Genomic DNA, 16982 nt, shown 5'->3' with positions numbered 1-16982 from the left:
ATGGTGCCTCCTTAGTCAGCCGTAATGACGTACTTGCCCGACGCTCGTCCGGAGCGCCATGAGCATCAGTGCCACCAACCCGGTGGCACTCACCAGCAGCAGCGGCACATGGCCGCCGTTCAGGACCTCAGCGAGTCCTATGTAGACGAACAAAACGCCGCTCCAGACCGCGAGCAGCGCGGGAATCGACACGCGAGCGAGCACGAAACCCAGGAAGAACGCGCCACCGAGCATCAGATGCCCGTCGATCAGCAGCGCCCCGCTGCGCGAGAGCACGCCGTGATACGCCAGCAGCGCCAGCACCGGCAGCCCGCACAACGCGAGCAGGATCAGGCACGCGCCGAGTTCGCGCAGCAGTACCCGCCAGACCTCGCGGCTGAACTGCGCCGGCAGGATGGTGCCCCGGATGAGCTCACCAGCCTGCTCGAAGAACCGGTGGGCGCGCCACTCGACGGCGCCCATACCGAGCACGAGCGGCGCGACACCCACCGCGAGATCGATCCTCGCGACGACGTACCGGGTGTCGGTGTACAGCAGCAGCCCGGCGCAGAGCGCGGCGTAGACCATGCTCGGCGCCGCGCCGATCGCGAGCGGCCGCCACCGAGGCATCCGCAGTGTGCCGGTGCCGGTGAACGTGGCACGCAGCGCCGCGAAACCCGCCAGCAGCACGGAAACCACCGCGCAGACCAGCGTCGGGATGGTCAGGCCGTCGTCATACCCGGACATCAGATGCGCGAGCCCGGCGACGCACGCCGGTGTCATCGCGATCGCCAGCCGGTTCTCGTCGCGATAGAACACCAGCACGCCGACCGCGAGCTGGAAGACCATCTGTGTCACCGCGAACAAGACCAGCGGACCGGGCGTGAGCAGCACCGAACCGATCAGTACGAGCACCAGCCCGACCCCGCCGAGCACCCGCTGTGCCTTCCCGGCCGCCTTCTCCAAGCCCTGGCCGAGCAGCCGGTACGCCACCCAGCTCGTGCCCGCGCCCCAGATCCAGCCCAGCGCGGTGGTGAACACCATCGCGGGCACGATCCGCGTCTCGTCCATGGCCATCGAAACCGCCGGATAGACCATGGCGGGCAACGCGTACAGCGGGCCGCGCACGATCTCGGTCCAGTTGCGCGTCTCCGGCGGCTCTTCCGGCGCCGGAGCGGGCGCTGGCCGTTCCCGCAGCCGTGCGAAGACGAGCACGGCGACGGCGAACACGTCCGCCATCCCGTAGTCGTCGACGGCGCCCTGATCGGTCAGGCCCTGGCTCTCCAGCAGCGCGGCGACCTGCAGTTCGTCGACCGGCTGCGGCAGGATCCCCGCCACCCGCGCGGTCAGTTCGTCCAAGCTCACTCGTGACCTCCGGTGAGGTCGCGGTACATCGCGCGGTAGCGGTCGTTCCAGCGTTGCAACGTGAAGTTCTCCAGCACCCGCTGCCTGGCGACCCGGCCGAGGCCGCGCCGCAGGTCGTCGTCGGTCAGCAGCTTGAGGCAGGCGCGGGCGACGGCTTCGTGGTCTCGCGGCGCGACCACGAAGCCGGCGTCCCCCACGGCCTCGGACACCCCGCCGACGTTCGTGCACACCTGCGCGCGGCCGGTCGACATCGATTCGACGACGGTGAACGGGAATCCCTCGGAAATGCTGGTCAGCGCGACGATGTGCCCGGCCTGGTAGGCGTCGGCCTGGTTGGGCACGCGTCCTTCGAACACCGCTGCGCCGGTCAGCCCGAGTTCGTCGACCAGTTTCTGGCAGCCCGCGTGGTATTCGCGGTTGATCTCGGTGACCGGCCCGAACATCCGCAGCCGGGCGTTCGGCAGCTCGTCGCGCACGATGTCGAACGCCCTGATCAGCGTGTGCAGGTCCTTGAGCGGGTCGATCCGCCCGACGAACACGATGGTCGGCTCGTCGGGTTCGGTCTCCGCCTCGGGGAAATCGGCGGGGTCGATCCCGTTGTACATCGTGTGGATGCGCGACTCGTCGGCGCCGCCGCGCAGCTGCCAGCGCCGGTTGTAGCTCGAATGCGGCGCCAGCGCGTCACAGCTGAGGTATGCCGCCTCGGCCAGCGCGCGATGGAACGCGAGCAGCATGGTCTTGAGCCGGGGCGGTGTGTCGTCCTTGGCCATGCCGAGATAGCGTTCGCGCAGGTAGACGCCATGCTCGGACATCAGAATCGGCGTGCGGTACGCCCATTTCGCGGTCATCCCGACCAGCGCGCTGAGCCCGTTCATCGCGAGATGGACGACATCGGTCACGATCGGCGGCGAGCTGAGCGGGCGGAGCATGTGCTCGAACAGCCGCGTCGCCGTGGTGGCTTCGCGCAGGGGAAGCCGCTCGCCGAATGCCTCACGGTAGATCTCGCTCAGCCGGTCGACCGACTCGTTGGAGAGCAGCGCGGCGGCCACATTGGACGTCTGCGCGAGCTCGAAAAGCCGCCGCAGCGCGAAAAGCAGCTGGTCGGCGCTCGACGAGGAATGCGGGATGAACGAGCGCAGGAACGCCTCGTGCACCTCGGCGAACTCGGCGGGCCTGCGGCGGAACGGGCGGCGCCGCCGTCCCCACAAGGGCAGGTTGACGATCTCGTCGAGGTTGCCCGGCGCGTCCCACGTCGGCTTCTCCGAGCCGTCGACGGTCAGCGCGACCGCGGTGAAGGAGTGCTCCGGCATGCCCCTGACCAGCTGATCGCACCAGAGGCTCACGCCACCGGGCTGAAACGGGTAGGCGCCCTCGGAGACGAGCGCGATCCGCAGCGGCCTGGCGACCGTCTTGCGGCCGGGCTCGAGTTCCACCAGCTCGGTCATGTCCGGGGGCTCGCCTTCACTACGACGGTGTTGCCTGCGGTCAGGTCCAACCTGGACACCGAGTCGGATCCGTAGAGCTCGCCTTCGTCCGGTCCGTTCTGGTCGGCGTCGGTGGCTTCGCGGGTTTCGAGGCCGGTGACGAACAACGCCGAGGTGCCGTCCGGGGTGTAGCTGACGGTGTTGGACGTCCGGTCCCAGATCGCGTCGTGGCGGGCGGCGAGTTCGGTGAAATGCGCTGTCCGGTCGCGCGTGTAGTGCGCGAGTGTGGTCCAGTCCGGTGCTTTGAGCGGGACCCGGTAGAGCTTCGCGTACTTGTCCACAGTGGCCGTGATCCAGTCGAACGCCACGCTGCGACCGGGTTCGTAGACGTGCAGGTTCCCTTGGTGCAGGGTGTGCGCGTACGCCGAGCCGTTCATCAGGTGTCGCAGTGAGACGTCGGCTTCGGCGTTGATGACCGCGTTGTAGTCCAGGCCCTGCTTGTACTCGGCGTTGTACAAAGTCGACTGTTCGGCCGGTGTCGTCGCCTCGAAGGCGATGTTCGTCGGCCAGTCGGGGACCACCAGCAGCTCCGGCCGCAACGGGTGGTGGATGCCGCAGTTGAAACAGCTCGGCCGGTGCCCGGTGAAGGACATGTTGCCCTGCAGGAACTTCACGCCGAGATCGCGCGCGGCGTCGAGCATCGCCTGGTTCGACTCGGCCAGCCCGAAGTCGGTCGGCGGCTCGGTGGACCGCCGGTCGGGGTTGTACACGCCGAGTCCGGAATACTCCGGCGTCTTGAGGATCTCGCCGGGCACGGCCAGCCCGCCCGCGGCGCCGAGCCGCAGGTTGTCGGCGATCTCCTTGCGGCTCACGTCGTAGGAGGTGTCGTTCATCTCGGGGTGGGTGAGCGTGTGGTTGATCCAGCGGAACTCGCCCGCCAGGCACCGCGAATAGCGGCTCAGCGAGTCCTCGTCACCGTTGGCGGAGCACTCGGCGGGCACCCAGTTCTGGAACCGGCCCGCGTTGTACGGCAGGTTCAGCGTGAACCCGTCCGCCAGCGGGTACTTGCCGCGCAGCTCTTTCTGCTGGGCGCTGATCGTGGCGGCTTCCGGCCCGTCGAGCCGGAACACCGCGCGCGTGCCGTCCGGCTGCAGGCGCATCGTGACGTTGAACCAGTCGTCGACGTCCACGGTGAACCAATGCCGCTGCTCACCGATCATCACGCCGTGCGTCGCCCACCGGACCAGCCCGTAGCCGAGCAACACCGTCGACAGCGCGTCCGGTCCGGTCGAGAAGGTCAGCGCCGCGCGTTCGCGGCCGTCGGCCGAGCGGGCGAGCACAGCGGCCACGGAGTCCTCAAAGGACAGCAGCGGCTCGGCGGAGCAGCCTGGCTTCAGCTCGGTCTTGTACAGGTAGGACTGGGTGAGCGGGATACGGGCATCGGGCGCGAGATAGTCCAGCAGCTTCGCGCCGGATGGCGTGATCGTGAGCTGGGCCGGGTTCTTGCCGATGTCGGTCTCACCCTTGGCACGCAGGCAGTATTCGTCGGGACCGGCGACGGGGGAGGCGTTGAGCGCGACCTGGCGCACCCGGTGCCGACGCTCGTAGTCGGCGAGGATCTGCCACTGCGCGTCGTCGAACACCGAGGTGTACTTCCCGCCGCCACGCGCCTTGAGCAGCGCGTTGTCAGTCAGCAGGATCGCGTTGTACCGGCCGACGCCATCGGATCCGGTCAGCTTCGCCGGGTCGAGCCGCTCGCGGTCGCCGAGCACGACGTCGTACGGCGAGCCGAGCGAGTCCAGCACGGACTTCCACGTGGCGAGGCCGAAGTCGTCCTCGCCGGTGGCGATCACCAGCTGGCGCAACGCGATCCGGTCACCGGTGCCGCCCGGCGCGGACACCCGCACCGGGACCCGGCTCTTGCGGGCGGCGAGCGCCTGTGGCGGCACGGGTGCCGCCACAGGTTCACCGCCCGTGCCCGGCCCGGCGCTGTTCGGGCTCGCCAGCGTCACCCCGACGAGGGTGAGCGCGGCGACGACCAGCGCCGGACCTTGAAGCCTGCGTGCCATCTTCACGGGCGCGGCGTCGCAGTCGTCGTGAATCGCGTGCCCGCGACCGTGTTGAACTGCGCGATGTTCTCCGCGCCGTAGCGCTCACTGGAGGCGGCCGCGCCGGTGACGCCGGTGAGGAACACCGAGCCGGTCTTCGTCGGGGTGTAGCTGACCGTGTTGGTGGTCTTGTTCCACACCGGGTCCTGACCGGCCGCGAACTCGGCGACGTGCGCGGTGCGGGCCTTGACGTAGGCGGCCAGCGCGGGCCAGTCCGGGTTCTTCAGCGGGACCTGGTAGTGCGAGCTGTACTTCTGGACGGTCGCCCGCAGCAGGTCGAAGGTGAGGCTCTGGCTGGAGTTGTACTGGTGCAGGTTCCCTTCGTGCAGGGTGTGCGTGTACGCCGAGCCGCTCATCACGTGCTGCAGCGTCACGTCCGACTCGTACCCGATCACCTCGGTGTAGTTGAGGTTGTGGTCGTAGTAGGGGAACCGCCCGTTCGGGCCGTAGAGGCTGTTGTAGAGCGAGGTCTCCTCGTCGGCCGTGGTCGCCTGGTAGCCGATGTTCGTCGGCCAGTCGGGCACGATCATCAGGCTGGGCTCGAGCGGGTGGCTGATCCCGCAGTTGAAGCAGCTCGGCCGGTGGCTGGCGAAGGACATGTTGCCGTGCAGGTACTTCACGCCGAGGTCCTTGGCGGCGGTCAGCATGGCGCGGTTGGACGCGGCCAGCCCGAAGTCGGTCGGCGGGTCGGTGTCCGGCGCGTTCGGGTCGGGGTTGTAGACGCCGAGGCCGGAGTACGCCGGGGTCTTGAGCACCTCGGTCGGCACGGTGAACCCGTTCTGGCGGCCGACGGTGAGGTTGTCGGCGATCTCGGCCTTGTTCACCGCGTAGGTCGTGGTGTTGAGGTCGGGGTGGGTCAGCGTGTGGTTGATCCAGCGGAAGTTGTTCGCCAGGCACTTCGAGAAGCTGGTCAGCGGGTCGGGGGAGAGCAGCGAGGTGCACAGCGGCAGCGCGCCGGCCGCGATCCCGTCACCGTTGTACGGCAGGTTCAGCGTGAAGTTGCCCGCGAGCGGGTACAGCGAGCGCAGTGCGATCTGCTGGCCGTTCGCGGCGGCCGCCTCGGGACCGGAGAGCCGGAAGCCGGGGTCGGTCTCGACGTGGCCGTCGGGGTAGCGGTGGTCGTTGTAGTTGAACCAGTCGTCGACGTCGGCGGTCAGCCAGTGCCGGAACTCGCCGGTCAGCACGCCGCGGGTGGCCCAGCGCAGCAGGCCGTAGCCGAGCAGGTCGGTCTGCATCAGGTACTCGTTGGAGGAGAACGTCAGCGCGGCGCGCTCGCGGCCGTCGGCCGACGGGCTGGTCACGCCGAGCACGTAGCCGCCGGAGGTCAGCAGCGGCTGGGCGTTGCAGCCCGCCTGGAGCTTCGACCGGTAGACGTAGGAGTACGAGATCGGGATCTGGCCGCTGGGGTTGAGGTCGCTGAAGAACTTGACGCCGTCGGTGGTCAGCGCGGACTGGATGGAGGCGCCGACGCTGCCTTCGATGCCGGGGCGCAGGCAGTAGTCCTCGGGGAAGCTGCCCCACGAGGTGTACAGCGAGACCTGACGCACCTTGTAGGTGCGCTCGTAGTCCCAGAGCGTGTTCCACTCGGCGGGGTCGAGGCCGGAGACGTAGTTGCCGCCGCCGTCCTGGTAGAGCAGCGCGTTGTCGGTCAGCAGGATGGCGTTGTACTTGCCGACGCCGTCACCGCGGACGAGGTTCGCCGCGGTCAGCGGGTCCGACTTCGCGTACAGCACGTCGTAGGGCGAGCCAGCGCGGTTGAGCACGGCCTTCCAGGTGGGCAGGCCGAAGTCCGCGCTGTCGAGCGCGATCACCAGCGGGCGCAGCGCGACCTGGTCGGTGGCGAGCACCTGCGCCGCGCGGGCGGTGGCCGCGCCGACAGGGCCGTTCTTGACCGGTAGTGGCGCCGCGGGTGGGGGCGCCGGGCGGGCCACCTCACCGCGGATGAGCCCGTGGCGCGGATGCTCACTCGCGCTCGCCGCTGGTGGGACTAGGGCTCCCGCCGACGTGAGCAGCAGTGTGAGCAGCAGCGTCGCGGTCTTTCTGCCACTGGAGGGCGACGTTCTCATGGTCCGTTTTTTCCCCTCGGACGTAGGATGATGTGGGCAGGGGAGGACCGGTTCCCCGTCGATGGGCCTGACGGAGAATGGTGATTGACGGTTGATGGCCTACCCCGCTGTTCCAAAGCAGTAGCGACAGCAACTAGTGGGTCGGACTCGGCGCCAGATGCGTTACACCGTTACCGACAATTTCTTGAATTGCTCTCTGATGGAGTAGCGGACCGCCCGATCGGCCTATAACACGCAGACCGAGAGATGATCTGATGCTCGGTTTCCTTGGGGTACCGATATTTTTACCCGCAGGCCACCTCGGCGTCGTTGACGGTCCGACAGGTAGTGCGGGCCCGAACGATCCGCTCCGTAGTCATTCTTTTGTGTTTTCATTTCCTGCGAGGTTAGTGATCGCTCACTTCTCAATTTACTAATGGTTTCCGCTGAGTGGGATAGCGCTTTCTTGGGCGCGAAGTGGATCACGGCCGGGGAAGGGCTTTATCGCTGGTCGGCGCGGCCGTGTGAGGCCGCCATTTGGCGTAGGTGGACTAAACCATTTTCGCCGCGTCGGGTTGGTGATCGCTCCACCGGGAAACCGTTTACTCTACGTGATCAAACCTTTTCGCGCCGCCACAGCGATCATGGACACGTAAGGTGGGGCCGGTGAGTACCGTCATCCTGCTGCGCCACGGCAAGTCCACCGCGAACGGCTCCGGTGTGCTGGCCGGGCGCTCGCCGAAGGTCAACCTCGACGAGACCGGCAAGGAGCAGGCCGAGCGGCTGGTCGAGCGGCTCGCGGCGGTACCGCTCGCCGAGCTCGTGGTGTCCCCGATGCTGCGCTGCAAGCAGACCGTCGGCCCGCTGGCGACCGCGCGTGGCCTGGGCAAACACGTCGAACCCCGACTGTCCGAAGTGGACTACGGGGAGTGGACGGGCCGGGAGCTGAAGACCCTGTTCAGCGAGCCGCTGTGGCGGGTCGTGCAGGCGCATCCGTCGGCGGCGGTGTTCCCCGGCGGGGAGGGGCTGGCCGCCATGCAGGCCCGCGCCGTGACGGCCGTGCGCGAGCACGACGCCCGGATCACCGCCGAGCACGGCGACGAGGCCGTCTGGCTGCTGTGCAGTCACGGTGACGTGCTCAAGGCCATCCTCGCCGACGCGCTCGGCCAGCACCTCGACGCGTTCCAGCGGATCGTGGTCGACCCCGCGTCCATCTCGGTCGTCCGGTACACCGAGACCAGGCCTTTCGTGCTCCGGATGAACGACAACGGCGGTGACCTGGCCGGTGTCGTGCCGCCGAAGCCCAAGCCGTCGCGTGGCCGGAAGCGGAAGGCTTCCAGTGATGCCGTCGTGGGTGGGACGACCGGACGTTAAGGTGCGCCAAGAGACCAAACGTGAGCCGACCTGAGCTGGAGATCCGATGATTTCGCAGGACAACCCGTTCGCGACGCCGAGCGGGCTCCCGTACGCCCTGCCGCCGTTCGATCGGATCGCCGACGAGCACTACCTGCCGGCGTTCGAAGCCGGGCTGGCTGAGCAGACGGCCGAGATCGCGGCGATCGCCGCCAATCCCGACGCCCCGACCTTCGAGAACACCATCGTCGAGCTGGAGCGCTGCGGCAGGCTCCTGTCCAGGGTGCTCTCCGTCTTCTACAACCTGGCGGGCTCGGACAGCAACGACGTGATCCAGGGGATCCAGTCGGAGATCGCGCCGCGGCTGGCGGCGCACCACGATGCCATACACTTGAATGAGGATTTGTACGCGCGGGTGTCCGACCTCTTCTCGCGGCGTTCCGAGCTGGCGCTCGATGACGAGTCCGATTGGCTGTTGGAAAGGATCCACACCGATTTCCAGCGGGCGGGAGCCGGGCTGCCAGCGGGGGATCAGCAACGGTTGCGCGAGCTGAATGGTGAATTGTCCACTCTCAGCACGAAATTCCAGCAGAATCTGCTCAAAGACACGAACGAATTGGCTGTCGTCGTCGACGACGTCGAAGAACTTTCGGGCCTTTCCGCGGACACGATCGCCGCGGCGCGCGAGGCCGCGATCGCACGCGACTTGCCGGGTAAGTACGTTCTGAACCTCGTTCTCCCGACCGGCCAGCCCGCATTGGCTTCGTTGGAAAATCGCGCACTGCGCGAGCGCCTCTACCACGCTTCCATCGCCCGTGGTAACGGTGAAAATACCTACGACAACAAGGCGACCCTCGCCCGCATGGCGGCATTGCGCGCCGAGCGCGCCGCGCTGCTCGGTCACCCGCATCACGCGGCGTACGTGATCTCCGACGAGACCGCCCGGACGGCCGAAGCGGCGACGGGGCTGCTGGAGCGGCTCGCGCCCGCGGCGGTCGCCAACGCGAAGGTCGAGGCCGAGGAGTTGGAGCGCTACCTCGCCGAAGACGTGCCCGGCGCTTCTTTGGAGCCGTGGGATTGGCCGTTCTACGCCGAACGGGTCCGCCGCGACCGGTTCGACGTCGACGCCGCCGCGCTGCGCCCGTACTTCGAGCTGAACCGCGTGCTCGTCGACGGCATCTTCCACGCCGCGGGCAAGCTGTACGGCCTGTCCTTCTCCGAGCGCCACGACCTGCCGAAGTACCACCCCGAGGTCCGCGTCTTCGAGGTCTTCGACGCCGACGGCACGGGGCTCGGCCTCTTCCTCGGCGACTACTACACCCGCGACTCCAAGCGCGGCGGCGCGTGGATGAACACCTTCGTCAACCAGAGCGAGCTCTTCGGCACCCAGTGCGTGGTCGTCAACAACCTCAACATCGCCCGCCCACCGGCAGGCGAGCCGACCCTGCTCACCTTCGACGAGGTCAACACCGCGTTCCACGAGTTCGGCCACGCGCTGCACGCACTGGTCTCGGACGTGCGTTACCCGAGCTTCTCCGGCACCAACGTCCCGCGCGACTTCGTCGAATACCCGTCGCAGGTCAACGAGATGTGGATGCTCTGGCCGGAGGTGCTCGCCAACTACGCCCGTCACCACGAGACGGGGGAGCCGCTGCCCCAGGAATTGGTGGACAAGCTCCTCACGTCCCAGCTCTACGGCGAGGGCTTCTCGACGACCGAGTACCTCGCGGCGTCACTGCTCGACCAGGCCTGGCATGGCCTGGGCGTCGACGACCACGTCGAGGACGTCCAGCGCTTCGAGGCCGCGGCGCTGGAGAAGGCTGGCGTCGCGCTGGCGAGTGTGCCGCCGCGCTACCGGAGCACGTACTTCGCGCACATCTTCTCGGGTGGGTACGCGGCCGGGTACTACTCCTACATCTGGAGCGAGGTACTCGACGCGGACACCGTCGAGTGGTTCAAGGAGAACGGCGGCCTGACGCGGGACAACGGCGATCACTTCCGCCGTGAGCTGCTCGGGCGGGGCGGCAGCGTCGACCCGATGGTGGCGTTCCGGAACTTCCGCGGCCGTGACCCGGAGATCGAGCCGCTGCTGAAGCGCCGAGGCCTCACCGGCGCCTGAGGACTGGGCTCGTGAGTGTTCCGGCCGGTTCTAACCGGTCTAAACACTCACGACCCTTTGCGTGACGAAGGCCCCCGCCGGGAACCTCCAGAGTTCCGTGGCGGGGGCCTTCGCGTGTGAAGCAAGAAGAACCCGAGTGGTGCGGCCTTAGATCAGGCCGAGCTTCTGCACGGCGTCGCGCTCTTCGGCGAGCTCGGCAACCGAGGCGTCGATGCGGGCGCGGGAGAAGTCGTCGATCTCGAGACCCTGGACGATCTTGTACTCGCCGTTCGCGGCGGTGACCGGGAACGAGGAGATCAAGCCCTCGGGAACGCCGTACGAGCCGTCGGAGACGACCGCTGCCGAGGTCCAGTCGCCCTCCGGGGTGCCGTTGACCCAGGTGTGGACGTGGTCGATGGCGGCGGAGGCGGCCGAAGCGGCCGAGGAGAGGCCGCGGGCCTCGATGATCGCCGCGCCGCGCTTGGCGACGGTCGGGATGAAGGTGTCGGCGAGCCACTGCTCGTCGTTGACGACCTCGGTGGCGTTCTTGCCGGAGACCTCGGCGTGGGCGATGCTCGGGTACTGGGTGGCCGAGTGGTTGCCCCAGATGGCGAGCTTCTTGATCTCGGTGATCGGGACGCCGAGCTTCTTCGACAGCTGCGCGAGCGCGCGGTTGTGGTCGAGGCGGGTCATCGCGGTGAAGCGCTCGGCGGGCACGTCGGGGGCGTGCGCCTGGGCGATGAGGGCGTTGGTGTTGGCCGGGTTGCCGACGACCAGGACCTTGATGTCCGAGGCGGCGCCCGCGTTGATGGCCTCACCCTGCGGCTTGAAGATGCCACCGTTGGCCTCGAGCAGGTCACCACGCTCCATGCCCTTGGCACGGGGGCGGGCGCCGACCAGCAGCGCGACGTTGGCGCCGGAGAAGGCCTGCTTCGGGTCGTCGAAGATGTCGATGCCCGCGAGCAGCGGGAACGCGCCGTCGTCGAGCTCCATCGCGGTGCCCTCGGCCGCCTTGACCGCCTGCGGGATCTCGAGGAGCCGCAGCTTCACCGGGGTGTCGGCACCGAGCAGCTGACCGGACGCGATGCGGAACAGCAGCGCGTACCCGATCTGGCCGGCCGCACCGGTGACGGTCACGTTGACAGGGGCTTGGGTCATTGCGTTCTCCTGCAGACGACGATGGCTTGTACAGGCGACTCTATCCGCCCCGCGTCACGCCGATCGGGTGCGTCCTGTCACTCTCCGCTTAATCGATCAGGTCGAGAGACGTGTATAACGTCCTATACCGCTCGGCCTGAGGCGAAAATCGGCTCAGCCAGGTAAAAAAACAGCCTGGAGCTTAGGGGTCGTGAGTGATCCGGCCGGTTCTAACCGGTCATACCACTCACGACCCTGAGCGGGCGATCGCCTTGACGTCGAAGGCGCGGCCGAGTGCGATCAGCGCGTTGTCGAGTTGGCCGAGGCTGGACAGGACGGAGCGGGCCTGCGGGTCGGTGATCGTGTCCGAGACCGGGGTGCCGTCGTCGAGGATGAGCTTGCCGTGCGCTGTCTCGTGGACCGCGTCGAGCAGGACGCCCACGTTGCCGTCGATGCGGCCCGCGAACAGCAGGAAGCGGTCTTCGTCGGCCAGCAGGCCGGGCTGGGACCTGGCGGCGACGTGGCGGGCGCGGAAGGCGATGGTTTCCAGTGTGGTCAGTACGTGCCAGCCGTAGTCGCGGCGGGCGCTGCTGAAGTTGATCGGGTGGGTGAGGGGCTCGATGGTCGCGCGGACCTTGTCCACGGCGCGGTCGAGGTCGCGGGACAGCTCGATGATGTTGACGTTTTCGCTGCCGGACAACAGTTTCACGGCCTGGTCGAGGAAGTCTCGCAGCTGGTCGAGCACGGCGGCGGTGTCGTCGAGCATCACCGAGCGGGTGCGGACGGGGACGATGACGACCGCGGCGAGGATGCCCGCGGCCGCGCCGACGGCGGTTTCGGCGAGGCGGATCCAGAGCACTTCGAGGCTGAAGGTGCCGAGGAGGCTGTACAACAGGCCCAGCATCGCGGTCACGAAGAACGCCATGATCACCTGGGACACGCGTGACATGTAGACCATGCCGAACACGCACACGAGGATCAGCGCGAGTGTCGCGCCGGTGCTGCCGGTGACCAGCGTCGCGAGCACGACGCCGCCGACGATGCCGATCAGCGTGCCGCCGAGACGGCGTGCGCCCTTGACGAAGGTGGCGCCCGCCGTCGAGGAGCCGATGAACACCACGAACACCGTGAGGACGGCCCAGTACCAGCGCTGCTGGGAGACGAGCGCGCCGCCGACGACCGCGAGCCCGCCGCCGACGACCGCCTGGATGGCGCTGCGGGTCTGGTTGTCGTAGGTGAACGCCGGCTTCTTCTCCGGCTCTTCCGGAGCGGAGTCCTCAGTGGACTTGTCGTGCTCGGCGACGCGCTGGGCTTTGACGTCGGCGAGTGCGAGTTCGGCGATGGCGCGGCGGAGTTCGTCGCCGGGCTCGGGGTGCTCGTCGATGCGGCTGCCTTCGACGAGCATCTTGCTGAACTCGCCGGTCTCGCTGATCAGCGGCAGGTCGCGCGGGTCTCGTTCGATGAGCGTGTGGAAGCGTTGCAGGCTGGCGATGAGCTTGTCGCGGGTCGACGGCGCGAGGTCCTCGGTGACGGTGCGCTGGGTGGTGATCGCGAGCCACTGCACGGCGAGTTCGACCTCGATCGCGCGGCGCCGGAGCAGGTCGACGTCTTGTTCGCCGATGACGTCCGGGGCGGTGTCCTCGATCAGCAGCACGCATTCGTGCAGGCGGGAGTTGGCGGTGCGCAGCTGCTTGCGGGCGCGGTCGGTGCCGCCGCCCGCGAGGTAGGCCTCGGCGGCGCGGACGACGGCGCCCAGCCTGGCGCGGAAGGCGCGGCGCACGCGGAGGAACTCGGCGTCCGGGCGGCGGCGGAGCAGCACGAACCGGACGAGTGCGCTGGCCGCGATGCCGACGGTGAGCGCGAGCAGCAGCGACGGCACCTGCCGCAGGTGCGTCTGCAGGAACATCGCGAAGAAGAAGAGGAAGAAGCCGACCGAGCCGAGCGCGATGCCGCGGCTGCCGAAGCGCTGGGCGTAGACGGCGACGAAGATGAGCAGCACGAACAGGATGCTGTCGAGCGGGGGCGCGGCGGTGCCGAGGCTGGCGACGGTCAGCGCGACGGCGCCGACGAGCAGCGCGAGCAGCAGGGTGACGGCCTGCTTCTTCGGGGTGGCGTCGCCGACGGTGAACGCGGCCATCATCGCGGCGATCGCGCCGACCAGCATGACCGTGAGCGGCTGGTGCAGCGGGAGCAACGCGAGCACCGACAGGACGATGCCCAGAACCGCCGAGAGGCCCAGTTTCAGCCGGACGAAGCCGGGGTCGGAGGCGACCAGCCGGTCCCTTGTGGAGTCCCAGAGTTTCACTGTGCGAGCAGCTCCCATTGGGCGAGCGTGATCCAGCTGGCGGAGCTGCCGGTGACACGCAGGCGGTAGCGGCCGAAGGTGGCCGGGCGGCTCAGCAGGAACGGCCTGGTCTGGCGGCGCCATGGGAACGTCTGGTCGGAACGTTCGTCGAGGACAGTCCACTCGGTACCGTCGTCGGAGCCTTCCAGCATCCAGGATTTCGGGTCGCCGCCGCGGGCGCCGGAGGTGAGCGTGTAGAGCACGACCGGCCTGTTAGGACCGTCCACTGTGTAGTCGATGGTCGCGGTGGTCGAGCGGAAAGTGGCCTCTGTGCGGGTGGTGTCGTCGATCAGTGCCTCGACGTTGGTGCCTTGTGCACTGTGGACTGTCCCGGTGAGATCGTGCAGCGGAGCGGGCATGCGGGGGCGCGGTCTGCCCGAACCCCAGCGTGACGGCTGCGGGCCGAGTGTGAAGTCGATCGTCCCGCCGCTTGCGAGCGCGGCGTGCGCGAGGAACGGCATGGTCTGCGGTGTGCCGTTGACGTGCAGGTTCTGGACGTACGGGTGCTGGTGGCCGGAGGCGCGGATGACGAGGTCTTCGCCGTTCTCGAGGTGGATGGTGACCTTGGGGAACAGCGGCGAGCCGACGGCGTAGTACGGGCTGCCCATGGCGAGCGGGTAGAAGCCGAGCGCGCTGAAGACGTACCAGGCGGACATCTCGCCGTTGTCCTCGTCGCCGGGGTAGCCCTGGCCGATCTCGCTGCCGAGGTAGCAGCGGGTGAGGACCTCGCGGACGATGCGCTGGGTCTTCGACGGCGCGCCCGCGTAGTTGTAGATGTACGGGATGTGGTGCGAGGGCTGGTTGGAGTGGCCGTATTGGCCGAGCCGGACGTCGCGAGCCTCGGTCATCTCGTGGATGATGCCGCCGTACGCGCCGGGGTTGCGGCCGGTTTCCGGGGTGGCGAAGAACTTGTCCAGTTTGGACTCGAGGTCGCCGTGCAGCGCGACGAGCCCGTGTCCGTCGTGCGGCACGGAGAACGCGGTGTTCCAGGCGTTGGTCTCGGTGTAGTCGCCGCCCCAGGCCGCCGGGTCGAACTGCTCGGGCGTGTGGTGCCAGCTGCCGTCGCGGTTGCGGCCCTGGAAGAAGCCGACGCGCTGGTCGAAGTGGTTGACGTACTGCATGGCGCGGCGGCGGAAGTAGGCCTCGTTGTCGCGGTCGCCGAGCGCGGTGGCCATGTTGGCGATGCCGAAGTCGTTGATGCAGCCTTCGAGTGCCCAGGACAGGCCCTCGCCGACGCTGGCCGGCGTGTAGCCGAGGAAGATCGACTCCGCGAGTCCCTTGCGGCCGACACCCGCCCCGGTGGGGGTGACGGTGGCGTTCTTGAGTGCCGCTTCGTAGGCGGTGCGGAGGTCGAAGCCGTTGGCGCCCTTGAGGTAGGCGTCGGCGAACGCGACGTCCGAGCTGGTGCCGGTCATCAGGTTGGCGTAGCCGGGGGAGGACCACCGGGAGACCCAGCCGCCTTCGCGGTATTGCTGGAGGAAGCCGTCGGCCATGCGCGCGCAGCGGCTCGGGGTGAGCAGCGCGTACGCGGGCCAGGTGGTGCGGTAGGTGTCCCAGAAGCCGTTGTTGACGAACATCTCGCCGTCGACGACCTGTGCGCCGGTCTGCTTGCGGGTGCTCGGACGGCAGCGGCGGATGACCGGGCTGGCGTGCCGGACGCCGTCGGGTGTGTCCTCGTGCCCGGAGTTCGGGTACAGGTAGAGCCGGTAGAGGTTGGAGTAGAAGGTGGTGAGCTGGTCTTCGGTGGCGCCTTCGATCTCGATGCGGCCGAGGATGTCCTGCCAGGCGGCGCGCGCGTTGTCGCGCACTTCCTCGAAGGTGGTGCCGTCCGGGATTTCCAGCTCGAGGTTGCGTTTGGCCTGGTCGAGGCTGATCAGCGAGGTGGCGATGCGCATGGTGACCTCGCGCGCCTCGAATTCGAGGTAGCCGGTGACGGTGCGCCAGAACGGCCGCCGGAGCTTGCCGCCGTGCTTGGCCGGCTTGTCGAACTCGGCGTAGATGAACATCCGGCGTGCGCCGGTCGAGAGCCTGCTGCGGACCCAGGTGTGTCCGGTCAGCACGCCCTTGTGTGTTTTGAGGCGCAGGCCGCCGCGGTTCTTGACGTTGTCGAACAGCAGCCAGGACCGGTCCTCGGGAAAGGTGAACCGGAAGATCGCGGCGTGATCGGCAGGCGCGATGTCGGTGGTGATCCCGTTCTCGAACCGGACGCCGTAGTGGTGTGGCCGGTCGGTCTCGTTCTCGTGGCGGAAGGTCAGCAGCCGCTTGTGACGCGCCGATTCGACCGGCCCGATGCCGGGCATGACGTGGAACGTGTGCCGGTCGCCCATCCACGGGCTGGGCTGGTGGCTGAGCCCGAACGCTTCCAGCGCCGGCAGGTTCTCGGCGGTGTTGTGCCGGTGGTACTCGTAGATCCAGTCGGTCACCCGCGAGTTGGTGATCGGGGTCCAGAAGTTGAACCCGTGCGGCACGGCCGTGGCCGGGAAGGTGTTGCCGCGGGAGAAGTCGCTGCTGGAGTTCGTGCCACGGGTGGTGCGGACCCAGTCGACCGGGTCCTTGTCCTCGATGGGCCGTTCGGCGAGCCGCACGTCGTCGAGCCAGCCGGGGGACTGGGCGTGCAGCAGGATCCTGCGCACGGTCTTGCCCGCAAAATAACCCAGTCGCCTGCGGACGAGGTTCCACTGATCGGGGTAGAGCGACTTCGGGTCGGTCGTGAGCCCGGCGCGGCTGCCATCCTCGAACTCGACGTCCACGGTGACGAGCAGATCGCCCTCAGGGAACACCACATAGGACAGTTCACTGTGCTCGGTGACGGCGACGTCCACTTCGAACAGCACCCCACCGCCGGTGAAGCGCAGGGCGTGCAGTCCGGTGAAGCCGGCGTTTTCCCTGGCAGTGGGGGAGTGGGCAGGCCCGGTGTCTATGCCGGGGAGCAAAGGTTGCGGATCGCTCGGTTCGAAGGAGGAGAAGAACCCGGTGACCGTCACCTGGCCACCGTATCGGCAAGCCCGGCACCACACTCACCGAGTCTTCTAAGTGTATAACGCCCTATACCGCTCGGCATTGAAGAGCAAAACAGGGGTACCAAAAGCCAAAACAAGCCTTGAGGAGTGGGGTCGTGAGCGTTGCGGG

At 68.1% G+C, this 16982-nt stretch carries 9 protein-coding genes; 2 read left to right on the top strand and 7 right to left on the bottom strand.

Translation table 11 applies throughout. The features are described from left to right. Window positions 1–15: 15 nt before the first annotated feature. Genes ACFV15_RS32505 through ACFV15_RS32490 form a run of 4 tightly spaced genes read right to left on the bottom strand, consistent with a single transcriptional unit; the run spans window position 16 to window position 6942 of the window. Window positions 16–1344, bottom strand: coding sequence for a hypothetical protein (locus ACFV15_RS32505; RefSeq protein ID WP_378355152.1), 1329 nt, complete (start codon window positions 1342–1344; stop codon window positions 16–18). After that, entirely contained in the window at window positions 1341–2789 is a 1449-nt protein-coding gene (gene pelF / locus ACFV15_RS32500; RefSeq protein WP_378355150.1) for a GT4 family glycosyltransferase PelF, read from the bottom strand. The genes ACFV15_RS32505 and pelF overlap by 4 nt, the downstream gene beginning before the upstream one ends. Further along, window positions 2786–4843 (bottom strand): hypothetical protein, encoded by a 2058-nt coding sequence (locus ACFV15_RS32495; RefSeq protein ID WP_378355149.1) that lies wholly within the window; start codon window positions 4841–4843, stop codon window positions 2786–2788. The genes pelF and ACFV15_RS32495 overlap by 4 nt, the downstream gene beginning before the upstream one ends. After that, a complete protein-coding gene (locus ACFV15_RS32490) occupies window positions 4840–6942 on the bottom strand; it encodes a hypothetical protein (RefSeq protein WP_378355147.1) in 2103 nt (700 codons plus the stop codon). The genes ACFV15_RS32495 and ACFV15_RS32490 overlap by 4 nt, the downstream gene beginning before the upstream one ends. A 645-nt stretch (window positions 6943–7587) precedes the next feature. Here ACFV15_RS32490 and ACFV15_RS32485 point away from each other — a divergent pair. Both ACFV15_RS32485 and ACFV15_RS32480 read left to right on the top strand, forming a co-directional pair. Continuing rightward, window positions 7588–8295 carry a histidine phosphatase family protein gene (locus ACFV15_RS32485; RefSeq protein ID WP_378355146.1) on the top strand — a complete coding sequence of 236 codons (708 nt, stop codon included), beginning with the start codon at window positions 7588–7590 and terminating at the stop codon, window positions 8293–8295. A gap of 46 nt (window positions 8296–8341) precedes the next feature. After that, window positions 8342–10393 (top strand): M3 family metallopeptidase, encoded by a 2052-nt coding sequence (locus ACFV15_RS32480; protein ID WP_378355144.1) that lies wholly within the window; start codon window positions 8342–8344, stop codon window positions 10391–10393. Between the two features lie 147 nt (window positions 10394–10540). On the opposite strand, the gene ACFV15_RS32475 is transcribed toward ACFV15_RS32480, so the two are convergent. The 3 genes from ACFV15_RS32475 to ACFV15_RS32465 form a co-directional block, all read right to left on the bottom strand. Continuing rightward, the gene (locus tag ACFV15_RS32475; RefSeq protein WP_378355143.1) at window positions 10541–11530 is read right to left on the bottom strand and encodes a malate dehydrogenase; all 990 of its coding nucleotides are present in this window, start codon (window positions 11528–11530) and stop codon (window positions 10541–10543) included. A 226-nt stretch (window positions 11531–11756) separates the two neighbouring features. Beyond that, window positions 11757–13832 (bottom strand): FUSC family protein, encoded by a 2076-nt coding sequence (locus ACFV15_RS32470; protein WP_378355142.1) that lies wholly within the window; start codon window positions 13830–13832, stop codon window positions 11757–11759. Beyond that, a complete protein-coding gene (locus ACFV15_RS32465) occupies window positions 13811–16837 on the bottom strand; it encodes a GH92 family glycosyl hydrolase (RefSeq protein WP_378355141.1) in 3027 nt (1008 codons plus the stop codon). The genes ACFV15_RS32470 and ACFV15_RS32465 overlap by 22 nt, the downstream gene beginning before the upstream one ends. Window positions 16838–16982 lie beyond the last annotated feature (145 nt).

This window comes from Amycolatopsis sp. NPDC059657, from assembly GCF_042734395.1.
Taxonomy (GTDB): Bacteria; Actinomycetota; Actinomycetes; order Mycobacteriales; family Pseudonocardiaceae; genus Amycolatopsis.
Note: the sequence above shows the minus strand (reverse complement) of the source record. Positions and strands in the feature narration are given on the sequence as shown.